Below are 18,431 nucleotides of genomic sequence, written 5' to 3'. Positions count from 1 at the left end.
AGGCAAGTCATGACAAGCCCCGCCACCACTCGTGTGCGCACCAGCGATCAGGACCTCGACGCCCAGAGCCCCGCAGCCGACTTGGTACGTGTGTACCTGAACGGGATCGGCCGCACCGCACTGCTCACGGCTGCCGACGAGGTCGAGCTGGCCAAGCGTATCGAGGCGGGCCTCTATGCCCAGCACCTGCTGGAGACCGGCAAACGACTGTCGGCCACCCGCAAGCGCGATCTGGCCCTCATCGTTCGTGAAGGCCAGGCCGCCCGGTCGCATCTGCTGGAAGCCAACCTCCGCCTCGTGGTCTCGCTCGCCAAGCGCTACACCGGCCGCGGCATGCCGCTGCTCGACCTGATCCAGGAAGGCAACCTGGGCCTGATCCGCGCCATGGAGAAGTTCGACTACGCCAAGGGCTTCAAGTTCTCCACCTACGCCACCTGGTGGATCCGCCAGGCCATCACCCGCGGTATGGCCGATCAGAGCCGCACCATCCGGCTGCCCGTCCACCTGGTCGAACAGGTGAACAAGCTGGCCCGGATCAAGCGTGAACTGCACCAGCAGCTCGGCCGCGAAGCCACCGACGCGGAACTGGCCAACGAGTCCGGCATTCCGGTCGACAAGATCTCCGATCTGCTCGACCACAGCCGCGACCCGGTAAGCCTGGACATGCCGGTCGGCAACGACGAAGAGGCCCCGCTCGGTGACTTCATCGAAGACTCCGAGGCCACCTCGGCCGAGTCCGCGGTGATCGCCGGACTGCTGCACCACGACGTGCGCAGCGTCCTGGCCACCCTCGATGAGCGCGAACAGCAGGTCATCCGCCTGCGCTTCGGACTCGACGACGGCCAGCCGCGCACCCTCGACCAGATCGGCAAGCTGTTCGGGTTGTCCCGTGAGCGGGTCCGCCAGATCGAGCGTGAGGTCATGTCCAAGTTGCGCAAGGGCGAGCGGGCCGACCGCCTCCGTGCCTACGCCAGCTGACCCGATATGCCCGGTGCCGAACAGATTTCGGCACCCGACGACGGCGCGTACCGTCGTCCGACCAGGTGACCCTCGGGGTCACCCTCCAGCGCCGGCCGGTGCCGCGCATCCCCGCCCCCTCCGGGAGTTCGCGCGAGCCGGTCGGCGCGAACTCGACTCCGTGCGGGCCCGCCGATCCGTTCAGGACGCGGCGTAAAACGTTGCGAGCGTCGCGAATGCGGCTTTCGGTTCCCACGGCATATCCGGATAGGTGTGTCCACCACCGGATTCGAAGGTCTTGACGATGCCGTAGCTGGCCAAGTCCAGGTCGTCGCGGGGGTCGCCGCCGGGACGGTGCACGTGGTCGTACAGGGCGAAGACGAAGACGAAAGTGGCTGCCACGCCCTCGGTGTCGAAAATCTCCAGTAGTTCGCCGAGGTACGCGGCTTGACCCGCTTCGTCGCGTTCGTAGGCGCCGATCAGGCGGACCGGGCCTTGCGAGTCGTACTCGACGACGTCCAAGCCCTGCGCACCGCGATCACCAGCGCCACGGTAGGTGGCGGAGCCGAATTCGGTGATGGCCACCGGTTTTCCGTACTCCACCAGCGCGCGCACACCGTCCTGGAACCGATCCGCGACTTCGGCCGAGCGGTAGAGATCGACCGCGACGATGTCGAACAGCGACCAATCGATGCGCTCGAACTGGATCGACGCATAGGTGACCGGGCCTTCGAACCGCTCCCGAACCAGTGCTACCGCCTTGCCGAGCACCTCGTTGACCGCCTCGCCGGCCGCGCGCAGCCGTTCGGCCCGACCTTCCGGTCGCAGCAGCGCGGCCAGACGTTCCTCGACCGTGCCGCCGGGCAGGAAACCCGGTGCCATCAGGCTCAATTCGGCGCCGGTGACGAACACCACCTCGGCACCGCCGCGCCTGATCCGTTCCGCGCGTTCGGCGCAGTCGGCGAACAACGCCAGCATCTCCGCCACGGACGATTCCAGCGGATACGGGGAGAACCACACGATCAAGCCGAGCTCGGCCGCGATGGTCGCGGCGAGTTCGAGACGTCCGGCGTCGCCGCCGATCAGGCGTACCGCGTTGCAGTGCAGGTCATCTCGGATGATGCGCAGCTCCCGCTCGACGATCATCGGATCGAATCGTGTGCGCGAGAACTTTCCGTCACGCAGAAATCCGGTGTCGTAGCTGATGCCTTTGACCCGCATGGGAACCACCCTTTCGATGTTTAAGGTACATCACGTACCTTAAACATCTATGCGATAGGCAGGCAAGTGCGTTGTTTAGGGTACGATTCAGTGGGTCTAAGCACGAAGCTTGAGGGAGGACGGGGATGCGGCAGCCGCAGGAGCAGCCGATGCGGCGCCGGGGCGCGGCACTGGAGGAAGCGCTGTTGCGCGCGGCCGCGGACGAATTGCTCGAGTCCGGATACGCCGGACTCACCATGGACAAAGTCGCGGTCCGGGCGGGCACCAACAAGAACGCCTTGTACCGGCGCTGGCCGAACCGGCTCGCGCTCGGCATCGCCGCCTACCGGCAGCTGACCACGGCGGTGCAGGCTCCCGACACCGGTTCACTCCGGGACGACGCGCTGAGCCTGCTGCGTGGCGCCAACCGCCACTGGAGTTCCCCGCTCGGCGGCATCCTCCGCGACCTCATGGCCGCCGCCGGTGGGGCCGCCGAACTCCTGTCCCAGTTGCCTGATCAATCCGGCGACGCCACCGCCGCGCTCTGGCTCACCGTCCTGGGCCGCGCGGTCGCCCGCGGCGAAGCAGCCCCCGAGGCCCTGCATCCCCGTGTCGCCACCGTCGCAATCGTCCTGTTGCGCAACGAGTTCGTCACCCGCGGCGTCCCCACCGCCCCCGACGACATCCTCATCGAAATCGTCGACGAGGTCTTCCTCCCCCTCGTCCGGCACCGCGGCCCGTCGCAAACCTGACCGGACACCTACCCACGGCTCGACGCGACGGGCCCAGTGTCCCAGCGCAGCTCGGCGGGTCAGCCGACGCGACGGACCCGCGGTGTCGCGGCTCGACACGACGGGGCCCGTATTCCAGCGCGGCTCGGCGAATCAGCTAGCGCGACGGGCCCGTGGTGTCGCGCAGCTCGCCACGGCGGGGCACGGTGTTCCAGTGCGGCTCAGCGAGTCAGCCGACGCGACGGGCCCGCGCTGTCCCAACGCAGCTCGACGTGAAGGGCCCGGTGTCCCAGCGCGGCACGGCCAGTCAGCCAGCGCGACAGGCCCGCGGTGTCGCGGCGCGGCTCGACGCGGCGGGGCACGGTGTTGCGGCGCGGCTCGGCGAGTCAGCCGAGGCGGCGGGGCCGGTGTCGAAGCGGCTGGGTTCGGGACCGATGCGGCCGCGGGCGTACAGGATTTCGGCGGAGTTGGTGGAGGCCAGGACCGGGTCGAAGGCCAGTTCGCGCATCTCGGGGAGGTCGTCGAACAGGGCCGAGATGCGTTGGGCCAGTTCGGCCAACGCGGCCTTGTCGACTCGCGGACTGGCCGGCGTGCCGGAGAGCAGCGGTGCCGCCCGCGGGGCGTCGATGAGCGCGGTCGCCTCGTCGGCGGTCAACGGTAGCGCGCGGTAGGCCCGGTCCCCGAGGAGTTCGATGATCAAGCCGGACAGGCCGAATTCGATGACCGAGCCGAACGACGGATCATCCTGCACCCGCAGCACGCAGCCGACGCCTTTGGTCGCCATCTTCTGAATGTGCTGCACCGGATCGCCGCACAGTTCGGCGAGATCGGCGTAACCCTGCCGCACCGCCTCCGGCGTCCACAGATCCAGCCGCACACCGGTGAGATCCGGCCGCCGCCGCCACATTTCGCCGGTCGCCTTGGCCGCCACCGGATAGCCGAGTTCCTGAGCGGCCGCGACGGCCTCGTCCGCACTGCGCACCTCCCGGAACTCCACGACGGAAATGCCGTAGCAGTCGAGCAGTTCGACGGTTTCCAGGTCGGTGAGCCTGCGGCCACCCGCATCGGCCATCCACTGCGCCACCAACCCACGCGCCCGCTCGGTATCGATGCGATCCGGACGCTGCACCGGCGACACCGGCCGGTTACGCCATTGCGCGTAACGCCGGACCCGGGCCAGAGCGCGCGCGGCCCGCTCCGGGTCGGGATAGCTCGGAATCGAGCCGCGGACCGCGGCCGCACCCTGCCCGCGCACGGCGAGCAGGTTCGGAATGCCTTGCTCGGCAATGAAGGTCGTCAGGATCGGCTTACCCGCGTCGGGCACGGCGGCGGCCGCCGCCCGGATCGCGTCGGCGAACCCGGCCATCGGCACTGGCACCGGCGGCGCGAAAACCACCAGCACGGAATCGATCTCGTCGGACCGCAAGGCCGCAACGGTAGCGTCGAGGTAAGACCCCGGCGTCGCTTGCGGGCCCAGGTTCACCGGATCCCCGACGGCCAAGCCTTCGGATTGCGCGGCATCGACCGCCAACCAGTTCAACGCCGCGCTGTTGCCGACCACCGCCAAGCGGGAACCGCCGGGCAGTGGCTGATACCCCAGCAGCGCGGCGCAGTCGAACAGCTCCGAAATGGAGTCGACCTGCACGATGCCCGCCTGCGCGAACAGGTCTCGCACGATCGAGCGATCCATGTCCCCGCCCGGCTGCGCGGCATGCCTGCCGCTGCTCACCGCGACGATCGGCTTGGTCCTGGCCACCCGGCGGGCGATCCGGGAGAACTTGCGCGGGTTACCGAACGACTCCAGATAGAGCAGCACCACGTCGGTATCGGGGTCGGTGTCCCAGTACTGCAACAGGTCGTTGCCGGAGACGTCGGCGCGGTCACCGGCCGACACGAACGTCGACAAGCCCAGGTTCCGGGCCGCCGCCTCACCGAGAATGGCCGCGCCCAGCGGACCCGACTGACAGAAGAAACCGATCCTTCCCCGGCCGGGCAGCACGGGCGCCAGGGTCGCGTTCAAGGCCACCGCGGAATCGGTGTTGGCGATGCCGAGCGCGCTCGGCCCGACCACCCGCATGCCGTGTCCCCTTGCCGCGGCGACCAATTCGCGTTCGGCGGTACCGCCGCCCACGCCGGTCTCGTCGAAGCCGGCGGTGAGCACGACGAGTCCCTTGACCCGCTTGGCCATGCAGTCGTCGAGCACCGAGGCGATCTCGCCGGGCGGCACCGCGACTACCGCGAGATCCACCTCGTCCGGGATCTCCCGCACCGTCGCGTAGGCGCGCACGCCGCGCACCGAGCGCCGATTCGGATTCACCGGGAACACCGGCCCCTGGAACACCCCGGACAGCAGGTTGTGCAGCACCGCGCCGCCGACCCGGCCGGCACTGGGCGTCGCGCCGATCACCGCGACCGAACGTGGCGTGAGCAGGTTGCCGACGCTGCGGGCCTCCGAGGCACGCTCGCGCGAATCCCGCACGGACAGTAGCGCTTCGGTGGGATCGATGGCGAACTCCAGGTGCAGCACCGAACCGTCCCTGCTGCGCTCGACCTGGTAGCCCGCGTCACGGAACACCGTCACCATGGTGGTGTTCTCGGCGAGCACCTCGGCGACGAACGTCTCGATCTTGTTCTCGGCGGCCGCACCGGCCAAGTGCTCCAACAGGATCGAGCCGAGCCCGCGTCCCTGATGCTCGTCGGCCACCACGAACGCGACCTCGGCGGCGCGCCGCCCCACCCGGTCGAGCAGCTCATAGCGGCCGACCGCGACGATCGCCGTGCCGAGCACCAGCACCAAACCCACCCGATCGTGATAGTCGACGTGGGTGGTGCGGTAGAGGTCCTTCGGCGAAATCCGCGGGTACGGACCGAAATATCGCAGATACCGGGTGCGATCGGAGAGCGCGCCGTGGAACTCCTGCAATCGCTCCGCGTCGTCCGGCGTGATCGGCCGCAGCCGCACCACCCCGCCGTCGGAGGCGAGGACGTCGGCGAACCAGTGCTGCGGGGGCGGAGGCGGGACCGCCGGGGTGTCCGGTGTGTCGGCGGGGTCAGTCACGAGGGTCCTCCGGATCCAGGCCGAGCAGTCCGAAACTCGCTCGGCGGGTGGCAAGCACGGCCGTATCGACGGCGCGTTGGGCGCGGTCGAGGCGCGCGTCCCCAGTCTCCCCCGTACCGCCGGGGCCATCCCACGGGCGGTAGTCGATGTCGCCACCGTCACCCATGGTGCGCGGCGGATCCACCTGGGGCGCCGCGGCTCGGACCAGATCGATCCAGTCCTGGGGAATCGCGGTGTCCGGCGCGATGGTCCGGTCCAGTGCGGTGGCCAGCAGATGGGTCCACGCGCGCGGCACCACCCGGACCAGTCCGTAGCCGCCGCCCCCGACCGCGAGCCAGCGCCCTTCGGCGCAGTGGTCGGCCAGGTCACGCATCGCGCGGAAGGCGGCGCGCTGACCGTCCACCGTGAGCTCGAGATCGGCCAGCGGATCCTCGCGATGGGTGTCCACGCCGCACTGGCTCACCACGATCTGCGGCCGGAACGCCGCCACCGCGCCGGGCACCACCGCGTGGAAACCGCGCAGCCACTGAGCATCTCGGGTACCGGGCAGCAACGGCAGGTTGATCGAGGAACCTTCTCCGGCACCGGCCCCGGTCTCCTCCGGCCACCCGGTGTTCGGCCACAGCGTCGCCGGATGCTGGTGCAACGAGATGGTCAGCACCCTGGGGTCGCCGTAGAACGCGCGCTGCACCCCGTCGCCGTGATGCACATCGACGTCGAGATAGGCGATGCGATCGAAGCCGTGGTCGAGCAGCCAGGAGATGGCCACGGCCGCATCGTTGTAGACGCAGAACCCCGCCGCCGAGTCGGCCATCGCGTGGTGCATGCCACCGCCGATGCTCACCGCCCGGTTGCTGCGCCCCTCCGCGATGGCCCGCGCCGCCGCCAGGGTGCCGCCGACGATCACCGACGCCGCCTGATGCATGCCGGGGAACACCGGATTGTCCGGCGACCCCAGGCCGTGCGGCGGCGCGAGCGGGGCGCCTTCGGGCGCCACGGCGTGCTCCACCGCGTCGATATAGGCCGGGGTGTGGATGCGCAGCAGGTCTGCCCGCTCGGCCGCGGCCGGCGCCAATAGTTCGACACCGTCGAGTAATCCGAGACTTTCGGCGAGCGCCATGGTGAACTTCAGACGCGCCGGTTTCATCGGATGCTCCGGAGTCCAGGTGTAGTCGAGGAACCGGTCGGTCCAGACGACGGTTCCGGTGCTGCGCTCTGCGCCGGGTGGCGCCGGGTGTTCGCTGCGCGGTGCAGTGGCCATGGTCGCCACGCTACGCGGGAAGGTACCGACCCCGTTGAACGTTGCTATGCAGTAGAAATACAAGCAAGTGCGATAACGGCGGCTCGCCGTGCGCCGACCGGAATTCCGCAATGCCGCGTCCGATGCGGCGCGACACCATCCGGCGCACGGTCGTGTCGCTGTGCGTAGGTAGAATTCGTGCCGACGAAGGGGTAACAGGTGAAGGATCTTGTCGACACCACGGAGATGTATCTCCGTACCATCTACGACCTCGAGGAGGAGGGCGTGGTGCCCCTGCGCGCCCGGATCGCCGAGCGCCTCGAGCAGAGTGGACCGACGGTGAGCCAGACCGTCGCGCGGATGGAGCGCGACGGCCTGCTGCTTGTCGCCGGAGACCGCCACCTGGAGCTCACCGAGAAGGGCCGCAGCATGGCGATCGCCGTGATGCGCAAGCACCGCCTCGCCGAGCGCCTGCTCGTCGACATCATCGGCCTGGACTGGCAGAACGTGCACGCCGAGGCCTGCCGCTGGGAACACGTGATGAGCGAGGACGTCGAGCGTCGCCTGGTCGAGGTGCTCAACCACCCGACCACCTCCCCCTACGGCAACCCGATCCCCGGCCTGGACGAGCTCGGCATCGTGCCGCCGACCTCCGCCGAGGAGACCCTGGTCCGGCTGACCGACCTGCCGCACGGCCAGGTGCACGCCGTCGTCGTGCGCCGGCTCGCCGAGCACATCCAGACCGATCCCGAGGTCATCGGCCAGCTGCGCGAGGCGGGCGTGGTGCCGGATGCCCGCGTGACGGTGGAGAACAAGCCGGGCACCGTCGTCATCACGGTGCCGGGTCACGCGGGTTTCGAACTGTCCGACGAGATGGCGCACGCCGTCCAGGTGAAGCTGGTCTGATCCGTGAAACTTCTGGTCACCGGCGGTGCCGGGTATGTGGGCGGCGTCTGCGCGCAGGTGCTGCTCGAGGCGGGGCACGAGGTCGTCATCGTCGATGATCTGTCCACCGGCAATGCCGACGGTGTCCCCACCGCGGCCCGCTTCGTCGAGGGTGATGTGGCGCAGGCCGCGCCCGCGCTGCTGGCCGCCGAAACCTTCGACGGTGTGCTGCATTTCGCCGCGCAGTCGCTGGTCGGCGAGTCGGTGCAGCAACCGGAGAAGTACTGGCACGGCAATGTGGTGAAGACCTTCGAGTTGCTCGAGGCGATGCGCCACACGGGCACACCGCGATTGGTGTTCTCCTCCACCGCCGCGGTGTACGGCGAACCGGAGCAGGTGCCGATCACCGAGGACGCCCCGACCCGGCCGACCAACCCGTACGGCGCGTCGAAGCTCGCCATAGATCACGCCATCACCTCCTATGCGATCGCGCACGGGCTGGCGGCGACCAGCCTGCGCTATTTCAATGTCGCCGGCGCCTACGGTGGTCTCGGCGAGAACCGGGTGGTGGAAACACATCTCATTCCGCTGGTGTTGCAGGTCGCGCTCGGGCACCGCAAGGCCATCTCGGTATTCGGCACCGACTGGCCGACGCCCGACGGCACCGCCGTGCGCGATTACATCCACATCCGTGACCTCGCCCAGGCCCATCTGCTGGCGTTGACCAGCTCCGAGGCGGGCACGCACCGCGTGTACAACCTCGGCAGCGGCACCGGTTTCTCGGTCCGCGAGGTGATTTCGGCCTGCGAACGCGTCACCGGTCTGCCGATCGCCGCCCAGGACGCACCGCGCCGTCCCGGCGACCCGGCCACGCTCATCGCCTCCAGTGCCCGCGCCATCGCCGAACTCGGCTGGCACCCCGAGCACAACGATCTGGACGAAATCGTTTCCGACGCTTGGACATTCCTTCGGTCACTCGGCTCCCGCGCGCACAGCGCCGAGTAGCCCGCGGGGCCGAGCACCCCGCCTGAACAACTGGCCCGGGTGCCGGATCACGGCACCGGGTAACGATCGCCCCACACGCCGTGCTGCCCCGATGGGCAGCACGGCGCACTCCCCGACCGTCCCCGGCGCCGGATCCGTCGGCATCCCGCACCTCTGTCCCGGACCGCGAATCATGCACGGCGGCAAGGCTTCACATCGGTGGTTCGCCGAGGTCTATGCCGAGGTCGGCGGCAGCGTGGTAGCCACTGCGAGCCAGGCGGCGCATCTGTTCCGGACGCATACCGAGCGACAGCGACGTCTCCAGCAGCAACGCCATGGGGTGGTCGGGATCCGCCGTCAGTGCTGCCTCCAGCGCGATCCCGGCCAGCGGACCGTCGCCCCTGGCGTAGGCGCTGTAGCCGAGCAAGGCCGCGGCCTCCGCACGGTCGCGTCCCCGCAACGCCCGGGTCAGGACGGCCCACAGGCCTTCGGCCGCGGCGGCGTGGTCGCCGACCGCGAGCGCGAACATGGCGTCCCGCACAGCCCGATCACGCAGGGCGGCAGCGAGTTCGGCGAGTTCCCGGGCCATCGGCTCGTTCTCGGATTCGAGGTTGGCAACCTGCCACAGCACATATTCCAGGGCTTGCCTGCTGTAGGCATCCGGCTCGCCACGGCGCACCGCCCGGGCGTACCGATCGCGGGCGATGGCGAGCGCGGTGTCCAGCAGCGCGGCGACCTCGTCCTGGAGCGCGACGTCCTCGGTCACCATCGCGGCCAGCTCCGCGCGGGAGCCGAGGACCGGCCGCCCGTCGAGCACCTGCGACAGCGCCACCGCGGAGGTGGCCGGATCCGCCAGCAGTCCACTGCGTTGCTCGCCGAACAGGCTCCACCACCGCTCACCCGGCCGGATCGCGCGCACGGCCCAGGCGCCGGCGAGCGCGATGTCCTGGGCGGCGAGCCGCCGGGCGAGGGCGGCGACCAGCATGTCGAATCGCCCTATGCCGCAACGCGCGACGATGTCGGAGCCGCACAGATCCGGTTCGACGGACCGATCGTCGACCACCACCGCGAGCACCTCGGCCACGTCGTCGTGCGCGGACACCTGGGCTACGCACCGCGCCACCTGTTCGGCGCGCAGCCGTCCGCGCCCGCCCTCCTGGTCCAGGTCGAACCGCATCACCGCGTCGATGATCGCGCCGTCGTCACGATCCGGCACCGCCCGCAGCACGAGCACGACGAGCGAACGTTCCGGACCGAACCCGATCATGGCGGGCACCCCCGCGATCAGATCTCCCGGCTCGTCCACGTGCACGACACACTCCGGTGTCTCGACCCCGAAAGGTGGTGCGGGCTCGGCACAGACCAACGCGAGATCGGCGTCGAGATCCGCCGCCCAGTCCGCCCCCTCCGAGTCCGCGGCCCCGTCGCGCCCCGCCACGGCCTCACGCCCCACCACGGCCTCACGGCCCGTCGCGTCCTCGCATCCCGCCAAGGCCTCACGTCCCACCACGGCCTCGCGCCCGGCCAGGGCCTCACGTCCCGTCGCGTCCTCGCATCCTGCCAGGGCCTCGCGTCCCACCACGGCCTCACGGCCCGTCGCGTCCTCGCATCCCGCCGCGTCCTCGCGCCCCGCCAGGCCCCCGCCCACTGCCGACACTCGCGCCGTCGGCACGCTTTCGTGCTGCTCTACGACGGCCGAGCCGTCGCCGACCTCGGCCGCTACCGTGCCGATCCCGGCAGCATGCACATCGGACTCGGCATGGCTACTCCGAGACCAACTGGCCGCCAACCGGTTTCGCTCAACCGCCGCGTCGGCGCACTGATCCCCGCCCGACACCACCTCGTCCGAGCGGGACCGTGAGTTCACGCCACCTGCCATGCTCACGCCCGCCTCGGCGGCGCACCGATCCCCGCCCGGGACCATCTCGTCCGAGCGGGACCGCGGGTCCTCACCACCTGCCGCACTCGCGCCCGTGTCGACGGACCGCTCGGTCGACGCGCCTTCGTCCCGCGCGTCCGACACCGTGCAATCGTCCGGCTGCACACACGTCCCAGCTCGCGCGCAGTCGTCCGGGCGCGCACAGCCGGACGGGCGCACGGTGGCGTCCGGCAGCGGGCGCCGCTTCAGGAAGCTGCACGAGCGCAGCGCGACAGCGAGACTCACCGGTGCACGAGATGTGCTGCTGCGCAGCGTGGGACGGGAGCAAGGCGCACCGGGGACGGCGCCGGGCACCGAATCGGACGCCAGGACGGTGAGGTACGGGTTCACGGGAGTGGTCATGGCAGCGAGCCTGCCCGCGCACCCCGTCGAACGACCCACGCCGACCAGGCAATTCACCGCGCCTGTGGATTCCGCCGAATTGTGGACAACCGCACGCACCGCCGCCGCGCGAGCACCCCCGTTTGTCACCGGACCGTGCTACGACCCCTGTTCGACCCGATGGGCGGTCGTCACGAACAGCTCGTCCACCGCCGCCGTATCCGGCTCGGACGCGGAAAAGGACAGATAGGTCACGGTGATTCGCACATCACCGATCTGCCCGGTGACCGCCCGCATCGTCTGCGTCAGACCGGCGCCCGCGACGTCCGGCAGGACCGTCCGCCGTAATCCCAGCGCATCCTCGGCCTCGGACTCCGGGGCGGCGACGAGTTCGGTCGTCACGGTCGTCCCGGCCCCGCTCTGGTTCACCCGCATCGACCGGCACTGCGTCAGCTGACTGCGCAACGCCGCCAGCGGCTGGCGTGTGCGTGCCAGCTCGACGGTGACGGTGGCCCGGGTGGCGTCGTCGGTGCCGACCACCACCGCCCGCTGGTCGGCGCCGAATTTCGGTTCCGGCGGTGCGCATTCCGGTGGTTGCACCTGAGCGCCGCGCCCGACGCCGGTGAGGTCGCCCGCGGCCTGCGCGGCGGCCTCCGGCGGCAGCACCACCGCCGGGTAGCGCTTCGGGAACTGCGCCGGTTCGGGCAGCAGCGTGGCCAGGGGGCTGCTGATCTGGCGGGTCACCGACGTCTGCTCGGCCGACACCGGATGCCCGGTCACGGTCGACCCGCACCCGGCGAGTAGCACCGCACACGCCGCGGGCATGGCGAAGCACACCCGCTTGCGCGTCGAATCCGCCACAGTCACCCGATCCACTGTGCCAAACTCCCGGTGCCCGCCCGCGGTGCCACGCCGCGTGCCGGGAATGCGCGGCACACCGGAGCTGTTGGCTCGTCGTATGGGTCGGTGTCCGACCGTGCACGGTGGCGGTCACCGGCATGGGGGACAATGGACATGGTCCCGTCCCGGTCGGCCGCTCTCGAACGACATCCCTGTCGAGCGCCGAGCGTCACCGGTGCAGGAACCGCGCAGGAAGGAGTACGCGATGGAGCACGAGTCGCGAATGTACGAACTGGAGTTCCCCGCTCCCCAGCTGTCGTCCGACGATGGCGCCGGTCCCGTCCTGGTGCACGGGCTGGAAGGCTTCACCGATGCCGGGCACGCGGTGCGGCTGGCCACCACGCACCTGCGCGAGAGTCTCGAAAGCGAGCTGGTTGCCTCGTTCGATGTGGACGAGCTGCTGGACTACCGCTCCCGCCGCCCGCTCATGACCTTCAAGACCGACCACTTCTCCGAGTACGCCGAGCCCGAGCTGAACCTCTGGGCTCTGCGCGATACGGCGGGCACTCCGTTCCTGCTGCTCGCGGGCATCGAACCGGACTTGCGCTGGGAGAAGTTCACCACCGCGGTACGTCTGCTCGCCGAACAGCTCGGCGTGCGCCGCAGCATCGGCCTCAGCGCCATCCCGATGGCGATCCCGCACACCCGTCCGCTCGGCGTGACCGCGCATTCCTCCGACCGCGATCTGATCCCCGAGCATCAGCGCTGGCCGGGCGAGCTGCAGGTGCCGGGCAGCGCGTCCTCTCTGCTGGAGTACCGGATGGCCCAGCACGGTCACGAATCGGTGGGTTTCTCGGTGCACGTGCCGCACTACCTGGCCCAGACCGCGTACCCGGAGGCGGCGCAGACGCTGCTGGAGAACGTCGCCGACAACGCGGGTCTCGACATCCCGCTCGCCGCGCTCGGCGAGGCCGCCGCGCGCGTACGCGAACAGGTCAACGAGCACATCGCGGGCAACTCCGAGGTCGAGACCGTGGTGCACGCGCTGGAACGCCAGTACGACAGTTTCGTCAGCGCGCAGGAGCGGCAGTCGAGCCTGCTCGTCGGCGACGGCGAGCTGCCCAGCGGTGACGAGCTGGGCGCCGAGTTCGAACGGTTCCTCGCCGAACAGGGCGGCTACGAGGGCGGTCCCGAAACAGACGAGCAGCGGTAACAAGCCTCCGCACACCGGCACGTAGGGTGTGCGGAGTGGATTTGACCGAGCTGCTGGAGATACCGGGAACCGACGCCGACGCGTTGTACGAGTCCTTCGGGGCTTGGGCCGCCGAGCAGGGCACCCCGCTGTATCCGGCGCAGGACGAGGCGCTGCTCGAATTGGCGTCCGGTGCCAATGTCATCCTCGCGACGCCGACCGGGTCCGGTAAGTCGCTGGTCGCCGTCGGCGCTCATCTGATCGCGCTCACGCAGGGCAAACGCACCTACTACACCGCCCCGATCAAGGCGCTGGTCAGCGAGAAGTTCTTCGCGCTCTGCGACGTGTTCGGCGCCGAGCGGGTCGGCATGGTGACCGGTGACGCCGCGGTCAACGCCGACGCCCCCATCATCTGCGCCACCGCCGAGATCCTCGCGAATCTCGCCTTGCGCGAGGGCGCGGCCGCCGATGTCGGTCAGGTCGTGATGGACGAATTCCACTTCTACGCCGACCCGGATCGCGGCTGGGCCTGGCAGGTCCCGCTGCTCGAACTGCCGCGCGCGCAGTTCCTGCTGATGTCGGCGACCCTGGGCGAGGTCGATTTCTTCGCGAAGGATCTCGAGCGCCGCACGGGCCGGTCGACGGCGGTCGTCGCGGGCACGGAACGTCCGGTACCCCTGACCTTCTCGTACGCGCGCACACCCATCACCGAGACCCTGGAAGAGCTCGTCACCACCCACCAGGCTCCGGTCTACGTGGTGCACTTCACCCAGGCCGCCGCGCTGGAGCGGGCGCAGGCGCTCACCAGTGTGAACTTCGCCACCCGGGCCGAAAAGGACGCCATCGCCGCGGCGCTGGGCGAGTTCCGGTTCGCGTCCGGTTTCGGCAAGACGCTCTCGCGGCTGATCCGCCACGGCATCGGCGTGCATCACGCGGGCATGCTGCCGAAGTACCGCAGGTTGGTCGAACGCCTCGCACAGGAAGGGCTGCTGAAGGTCGTCTGCGGCACCGACACCTTGGGCGTCGGCATCAACGTGCCGATCCGCACGGTGCTGCTGACGGGGCTCACCAAGTACGACGGTGTGCGCACCCGCAGGCTGAAAGCCCGTGAGTTCCATCAGATCGCGGGCCGCGCCGGGCGCGCGGGCTACGACACCATGGGCACCGTCGTGGTCCAGGCGCCCGAGCACGAGGTGGAGAACACCCGGCTGCTCGCCAAGGCAGGCGACGATCCGAAGAAACAGCGAAAAGTGGTGCGCCGCAAGCCCCCCGAGGGTTTCGTCTCGTGGAGCGAGGAGACCTTCGACCGGTTGATCGCGGCCCAGCCCGAGCCGATGGTCTCGCGCTTCACCGTGACGAACTCGTTGCTGCTCAACGTGATCGCGCGGCCGGGCAACTGTTTCGACGCCATGCGGCACCTGCTCGAGGACAACCACGAACCGCGTCCCGCGCAGCGCAAACACATCCTGCGCGCCATCCGGCTCTACCGCGCGCTGCGCGACGCCGGGGTGGTGCAGCAGCTCGACGAGCCGGACGCGCAGGGCCGGCGCGCCCGGCTCACCGTCGACCTGCAACGCGACTTCGCGCTGGACCAGCCGCTGTCACCGTTCGCCTTGGCCGCCTTCGACCTGCTGGACAAAGACGCGCCCGGCTATACCCTCGATGTGGTGTCCCTCATCGAATCCACGCTCGAGGATCCGCGCCAGCTGCTGATGGCTCAGCAGCACAAGGCGCGCGGTGTGGCGATCAACGAGATGAAGGCCGACGGCATCGAATACGACGAGCGGATGGAACTGCTCGAAGAGGTCACCTGGCCCAAGCCGCTGGCCGAGCTGATCGAGCCCGCCTTCGAGACCTATCGCGCCGGGCATCCCTGGGTGTCGGAGTTCGCGCCGTCGCCCAAATCGGTGGTGCGGGACATGATCGAGCGATCGATGACCTTCGCCGAGCTGATCTCGTTCTACGAGCTGGCGCGCTCGGAGGGCGTGGTGCTGCGCTATCTCGCCGACGCCTACCGCGCGCTGCGCCGCACCGTGCCCGATGCCGCGCGGACCGAGGAACTCGAGGACATCACCGAGTGGCTGGGCGAGCTCGTCCGGCAGGTCGATTCGAGCCTGCTCGACGAATGGGAGCAGCTCACCAACCCCGGCGCCGAGACCGACGCCGAGCAGCTCGCCTTCGGGGCGGAGACGGTCCGGCCGATCTCGGCTAACGAGCGCGCCTTCCGCGTGATGATCCGCAACGCCATGTTCCGCCGCGTCGAGCTGGCTGCGCTGCGCCGCTGGGACCTGCTCGACGAGCTCGGCACCGGCCCGGACTGGGCCGCCGAATTGGCCCCGTACTTCGCCGAATACGAGCGCATCGGCACCGGGCCGGACGCGCGCGGACCGCAACTGTTCCAGATCGAACGAAGACCCGGATTCTGGCAGGTGCGTCAGGTTCTCGACGACCCGGCGGGCGACCACGGCTGGTCGATCGTCGCGTTGGTGGACCTGGCCGAGTCCGATGCCGCCGGTGAGGTCGTCTTCGATGAACTCACGGTGTCCGCGGGCTGATCCGCACCGCCGCGCGGCCCCGATCTCTACAGAATCCATACAGGTCATCGACTACTTCGCGCCGCTTTTCGAGGGCAGAGTCGGCCTGTGGTCACCATGAGGTTTGACGGATTCGTTTCTGGGTACGGGCCGCTGCTACTCTTCCCGCTGCTGCCCGAGCGAAAGATCAACTATGCCCGAATCACCGTTCCTTGTCATCTACCCCGAGCGAGTGCGCGAGAACTACCGCGCGCTCCGTGCCGCCATGCCCACGGCACGAATTCGCTTCGCGGTCAAGGCAAGCCCGGTGCCGGAGATCATCCACGTGCTCGACGAGGAGGGCGCCGAGTTCGATGTCGCCAGCATCGGCGAGATCGAGCTGTGCCTCGCGCTGGGCGTCGAGCCGCAGACGCTCTGCTACGGCAACCCGATCAAGAAGGCCGCCGACATCGCCCGCGCGTACGCGCTCGGCGTGCGCCGCTACGCCTTCGATACCGAGGACGACCTGCTGCGCATCGTGCAACACGCGCCGGGCTCGGAGGTCGAATGTCGTTTTCTCGCTTCGGCTCCCGAGTCGCGCACCCCGTTCGGCACCAAGTTCGGCTGCGCGCCCGCTGAGGCGCTGCGGCTGCTGGTGCGGGCGCGTGACCTCGGGCTGACGGTGGCGGGGCCGTACTTCCACGTCGGCTCCCAGCAGCTCGACCCGAACGCCTGGCGGATCGGCGTCGAGCAAGCCGGCCACATCGTACAAGCCTTGGCCGACAAGGATATTCACGTCTCCTCGGTGAACATCGGCGGCGGCCTGCCGATCGCGTACGCCGATCCGGCGCCCGCGCTCGACGAGATCGCCACGGTGGTCGGCGCCGCCGTGGCCGAATACCTGCCCGCCACCGCCGGTGTGGTGGTCGAGCCCGGCCGCGCGCTGGTCGGGTCGGCGGGTGTCATCCACGCCGAGGTCGTCGGCGTGCGCATCGCGCCGGACGGCCGGCGCTGGGTGTATCTCGACATCGGCCGCTACAACGGTATGGCCGAGACCGAGAACGAGTACATCGCCTATCGATTCGTCACGGATCGGGACGGCGACCCTGTCGACGAGGCAGTGGTGGCCGGTCCGACCTGCGACGGAGACGATGTACTGTATCAACGCACGCGGGTCCTGTTACCGACCACGTTGCGAGCCGGTGATCGCATCCAGATCCTCGACACCGGCGCCTATACCGCGAGTTATTCGTCGGTGTCCTTCAATGGTTTTCCGCCCTTGACCGTGCACGTCTCGGGCGCTGAACCTACCCGCCCCGCCGGCTGACGCCGGCTGCCAACCCCTAGGCGAGAGTGAGTATGCCCATGACGGCAGATTTCACCGGCTGGCATGTGCTGGCCGAGTTCGGTGGTGTCGACGCGGCCCTCTGCGACGACCTCGAACAACTCGAATCGGCGTTGCGCGAGTCTTTGATCGCCGCGGGCGTCACCATCTGCGATGTCGTACACAAGAAGTTCGATCCGCAGGGGGTGACTGTCCTCGCGCTGTTGTCGGAGTCTCACGCCTCGATTCACACCTATCCCGAGTCCGGCGACATCTTCGTCGACGTCTTCACCTGCGGCAGTATCGGCGCCGGCGCGTCGAAAGCCGTCGAACTCCTGCGAGACAAGCTCTCCCCCAAGGATGTTCGCATGCAGGTGATCCGCCGCGGGCACGGCTCGCAGCGGATCGAGGAGCCGGTCGGCGCGGGCCTGACCCGCATCTGGGACCTGCACGAGGTGATCGTCGACACCCGTACTCCGTTCCAGCACATGGTGATCGCGCGGACCGAGCAGGGCATCAGCCTGTTCTCCGACGACGACCGCCAGTCCACCGAGTTCTCCCAGCTGACCTACCACGAGGCCATGATGGTGCCCGCCTTCGTGCTCGCCGAGAAGCTGGACAAGGTGCTGATCATCGGCTCCGGTGAGGGCGTGGCCAGTCAGATGTCGGTCGCCGCGGGCGCGACCCTGGTCGATCACGTCGACATCGACCAGCTCGAGGTCGAGCTGTGCGCCGAGCACCTGCCCTACGGCTACACCAGCGACGAGCTGGCCGCCGCGGTCAAGGGCGAGGGCCCGGTCAAGGTGCACTACGCCGACGGCTGGGACTTCCTCGCCGATGCCGCGCAGGCGGGCACCCGCTACGACGTCGTCGTGATCGACCTGCCCGACGAGCGGGTGGAGGACGCGCAGCACAACCGCCTGTACGAGTCGGAGTTCCTGTCCCGATGTCGGGCGCTGCTCGCGCCCGGTGGCGTGCTCACCGCGCAGGCGGGCTGCGCGACCATGTGGCGCAACGAGACGCTGAAGCGCTCCTGGGCTCGGTTCCACGAGCAGTTCGGCACCGTCGTCCAGTACGGCAGCGACGAACACGAGTGGACCTTCCTGTTCGGCCTGAACGAGCGTGTCGACGATCCGGTCCAGGCCATGACCGATCGTCTGGTCACCCTCCCCTACCGCCCCGAGACCATCGACGCTCGCGCGCTGGTCCGCGGCGCGATCGAACCGCACGCGCTGCGCGTGTAGCTC

13 protein-coding genes are annotated in these 18,431 nt (G+C 69.4%); 8 read left to right on the top strand and 5 right to left on the bottom strand.

Going from position 1 to position 18,431, the window contains the following annotated elements; genetic code table 11:
• Positions 1–9: 9 nt before the first annotated feature.
• Positions 10–978 carry a sigma-70 family RNA polymerase sigma factor gene (locus TY25_RS16395; protein WP_014986732.1) on the top strand — a complete coding sequence of 323 codons (969 nt, stop codon included), beginning with the start codon at positions 10–12 and terminating at the stop codon, positions 976–978.
• 180 nt (positions 979–1,158) lie between these two features.
• On the opposite strand, the gene TY25_RS16390 is transcribed toward TY25_RS16395, so the two are convergent.
• Complete coding sequence (locus TY25_RS16390; protein WP_042257108.1) at positions 1,159–2,178, bottom strand: glycoside hydrolase family 113 protein; 1,020 nt, start codon at positions 2,176–2,178, stop codon at positions 1,159–1,161.
• Between the two features lie 125 nt (positions 2,179–2,303).
• Here TY25_RS16390 and TY25_RS16385 point away from each other — a divergent pair, with 125 nt between their 5' ends.
• A complete protein-coding gene (locus TY25_RS16385; RefSeq protein ID WP_042257106.1) occupies positions 2,304–2,909 on the top strand; it encodes a TetR/AcrR family transcriptional regulator in 606 nt (201 codons plus the stop codon).
• Positions 2,910–3,195: 286 nt separating this feature from the next.
• Here TY25_RS16385 and TY25_RS16380 read toward each other — a convergent pair whose 3' ends face one another.
• Complete coding sequence (locus tag TY25_RS16380) at positions 3,196–5,946, bottom strand: bifunctional acetate--CoA ligase family protein/GNAT family N-acetyltransferase (protein ID WP_236639122.1); 2,751 nt, start codon at positions 5,944–5,946, stop codon at positions 3,196–3,198.
• Entirely contained in the window at positions 5,939–7,207 is a 1,269-nt protein-coding gene (locus TY25_RS16375; protein ID WP_042257210.1) for an acetoin utilization protein AcuC, read from the bottom strand. Before TY25_RS16375 ends, TY25_RS16380 begins: the two co-directional genes overlap by 8 nt.
• A gap of 198 nt (positions 7,208–7,405) precedes the next feature.
• Between TY25_RS16375 and TY25_RS16370 the strand changes: the two genes are divergently transcribed.
• Positions 7,406–8,092 (top strand): iron-dependent transcriptional repressor DtxR, encoded by a 687-nt coding sequence (locus TY25_RS16370; RefSeq protein ID WP_029903602.1) that lies wholly within the window; start codon positions 7,406–7,408, stop codon positions 8,090–8,092.
• Between the two features lie 3 nt (positions 8,093–8,095).
• On the top strand, positions 8,096–9,076 hold the full coding sequence (galE, locus tag TY25_RS16365) for a UDP-glucose 4-epimerase GalE (protein ID WP_042257105.1): 981 nt from the start codon (positions 8,096–8,098) through the stop codon (positions 9,074–9,076).
• A 190-nt stretch (positions 9,077–9,266) separates the two neighbouring features.
• Here the strand turns inward: galE and TY25_RS44060 are convergent, their stop codons facing one another.
• Both TY25_RS44060 and TY25_RS16355 read right to left on the bottom strand, forming a co-directional pair.
• Positions 9,267–11,336 carry a DUF4192 domain-containing protein gene (locus tag TY25_RS44060; protein ID WP_052383013.1) on the bottom strand — a complete coding sequence of 690 codons (2,070 nt, stop codon included), beginning with the start codon at positions 11,334–11,336 and terminating at the stop codon, positions 9,267–9,269.
• Between the two features lie 138 nt (positions 11,337–11,474).
• Positions 11,475–12,182 (bottom strand): sensor domain-containing protein, encoded by a 708-nt coding sequence (locus TY25_RS16355; RefSeq protein ID WP_226887242.1) that lies wholly within the window; start codon positions 12,180–12,182, stop codon positions 11,475–11,477.
• Between the two features lie 238 nt (positions 12,183–12,420).
• On the opposite strand from TY25_RS16355, the gene TY25_RS16350 reads away from it, so the two are divergent.
• The 4 genes from TY25_RS16350 (at position 12,421) to speD (ending at position 18,428) form a co-directional block, all read left to right on the top strand.
• Complete coding sequence (locus TY25_RS16350) at positions 12,421–13,368, top strand: PAC2 family protein (protein ID WP_014986742.1); 948 nt, start codon at positions 12,421–12,423, stop codon at positions 13,366–13,368.
• A 35-nt stretch (positions 13,369–13,403) separates the two neighbouring features.
• A complete protein-coding gene (locus TY25_RS16345; protein ID WP_042257104.1) occupies positions 13,404–15,902 on the top strand; it encodes a DEAD/DEAH box helicase in 2,499 nt (832 codons plus the stop codon).
• Positions 15,903–16,074: 172 nt separating this feature from the next.
• The gene (locus tag TY25_RS16340; protein ID WP_052383012.1) at positions 16,075–17,187 is read left to right on the top strand and encodes a type III PLP-dependent enzyme; all 1,113 of its coding nucleotides are present in this window, start codon (positions 16,075–16,077) and stop codon (positions 17,185–17,187) included.
• Between the two features lie 38 nt (positions 17,188–17,225).
• The gene (speD, locus tag TY25_RS16335; protein WP_042257103.1) at positions 17,226–18,428 is read left to right on the top strand and encodes an adenosylmethionine decarboxylase; all 1,203 of its coding nucleotides are present in this window, start codon (positions 17,226–17,228) and stop codon (positions 18,426–18,428) included.
• The last annotated feature ends 3 nt before the right edge of the window (positions 18,429–18,431 follow it).

Origin of the sequence: Nocardia brasiliensis NBRC 14402, assembly GCF_000308475.2 — a bacterium.
GTDB classification, from domain to species: Bacteria; Actinomycetota; Actinomycetes; order Mycobacteriales; family Mycobacteriaceae; genus Nocardia; species Nocardia brasiliensis.
The sequence above is the reverse complement of the archived record's forward strand: the minus strand, read 5'-3'. Positions and strand labels throughout refer to the sequence as shown.

Excerpts from the sequence above, each read along its gene's own strand:
- TY25_RS16390 (WP_042257108.1), bottom strand. The coding sequence starts at position 2,178 with ATGCGGGTCAAAGGCATCAGCTACGACACCGGATTTCTGCGTGACGGA.
- speD (WP_042257103.1), top strand. The coding sequence starts at position 17,226 with ATGACGGCAGATTTCACCGGCTGGCATGTGCTGGCCGAGTTCGGTGGT.
- TY25_RS16340 (WP_052383012.1), top strand. The coding sequence starts at position 16,075 with ATGCCCGAATCACCGTTCCTTGTCATCTACCCCGAGCGAGTGCGCGAG.
- TY25_RS16375 (WP_042257210.1), bottom strand. The coding sequence starts at position 7,207 with ATGGCCACTGCACCGCGCAGCGAACACCCGGCGCCACCCGGCGCAGAG.
- TY25_RS16385 (WP_042257106.1), top strand. The coding sequence starts at position 2,304 with ATGCGGCAGCCGCAGGAGCAGCCGATGCGGCGCCGGGGCGCGGCACTG.
- TY25_RS44060 (WP_052383013.1), bottom strand. The coding sequence starts at position 11,336 with ATGACCACTCCCGTGAACCCGTACCTCACCGTCCTGGCGTCCGATTCG.
- TY25_RS16350 (WP_014986742.1), top strand. The coding sequence starts at position 12,421 with ATGGAGCACGAGTCGCGAATGTACGAACTGGAGTTCCCCGCTCCCCAG.
- TY25_RS16395 (WP_014986732.1), top strand. The coding sequence starts at position 10 with ATGACAAGCCCCGCCACCACTCGTGTGCGCACCAGCGATCAGGACCTC.